Origin of the sequence: Leptospira bourretii (genome assembly GCF_004770145.1) — a bacterium.
Taxonomy (GTDB): domain Bacteria; phylum Spirochaetota; class Leptospiria; order Leptospirales; family Leptospiraceae; genus Leptospira_A; species Leptospira_A bourretii.
On the sequence record NZ_RQFW01000025.1, the window covers coordinates 1 to 1431 of the forward strand.

Genomic DNA, 1431 nt, shown 5'->3' on the forward strand with positions numbered 1-1431 from the left:
TATATCCTAGATACATTCGGCACAACTCCTTCCCTCTGAGCTGTCACTAATCTATCCATCCCAACTGCCTTTATGGATTTATAGAATGACAGCTCGTTCAAATAGAGTTGTGAGTAAGTTGGTTTTATATAACAGTAAGCACTGAACGCACTTTTTAATAATCTCTGATTACCTTCAGCTACTTGATTGTGAATAGAAAATTTACTCCAACGATTCTTTGCAAATTTATACCTTTTATCTTTACTATGAGCCTGATGATTTACAGTCCTATGTTTTTTGTAAATACCCCATAACCAAGGATACCCTTCATCTGAAAATAGAGGAGACTCATAGGGAACAGTTTTGCGAAGTAAAGTTCCTAATGTATTGGCTTTCTGATCTGGGACTGAATCAAAAAATACACAACCATTCTGAGTAGCTATAGTGCTTACAAGTATTCCTACCTGCCTACCACCAACGGAATCACTTTGATATATACTAGCAGTGAGACCACCATGACGAAACCTTTTCCGATGTTGATTACTTCTCTGAGAGGCTGAATAGAGGACTGCTGTATCTGTATGTGGTATCTTTCTATAAAGTTTCTTTCCTAAGTGCTTCTTTACGTCCTTACCATCTTCTACCTTTGGAAGAGTAACATTTTTGAAAGTATCTTTGAGATCATTGTAATATAATTTCCTTAAAACTTCTACCTGATGGCTCGAAAACACCTGTAAACGTTGCTTCAAAAGCCTTGCAGACTTATATGAAATACTTAACCTTTTACTAATTTCTACTGAAGTGATTACCTTTGGAAATTGTAGGATAGATTCTTCTAGGATATACCCAAACATCCAGATTGGTAGCTTAAAATGATGTAATGGAGTATATGAGAGCCTGGAGACTTGGTGGTGACAGTTTTTATTCCCACATCTTACAAGGTCAGGACGATTCTTAACACCCTTTGAAAGGATTACATTACACTTGGGGCAGTACTTAGGGTAGAGGTCATATAGTATTTTATATGTGAGCTTCTGAAATTTCTCAGTATGGATTCCTGAAGTACTTTTATATTTATAGTCCTTAAAAGTCTCTGCTTCCACAAAAATGTCATCTGTAAGGTTCTCATAAAGATGATCCTTGGAGTGGTGATTGTTTTCCCCTTCTAAGTGTATCTCTGAGGAAGTGGGTAGAGGAAAGTAGGCTCCTTCGCTAGTATTCTTTGAAATAGCAGGTGTAATATTCCCCTTTGAGGATAATTTGGGTGATCCTTTTTTTATTCTAAGGGTAGATTCTTTGGTGTGTAATTGCTTCGAGGATACATTTGTAGAGGCTGTAGTTCGTTGGGATAGGATTGGAGAAGGGGATACGTTGGGAGAGCTTAATTTTGGGTCACAGGTGTTAGGTTCTGAGGGGGAATTACGGGATTTGTGCGGATTGGTATGGAGAGAT

At 37.7% G+C, this 1431-nt stretch carries 1 protein-coding gene; it reads right to left on the reverse strand.

Going from position 1 to position 1431, the window contains the following annotated elements:
• The coding region (locus EHQ47_RS19425; protein WP_244290422.1) for a transposase at nucleotides 1–1334 on the reverse strand (1334 nt) is incomplete at its 3' end.
• Between the last annotated feature and the right edge of the window lie 97 nt (nucleotides 1335–1431).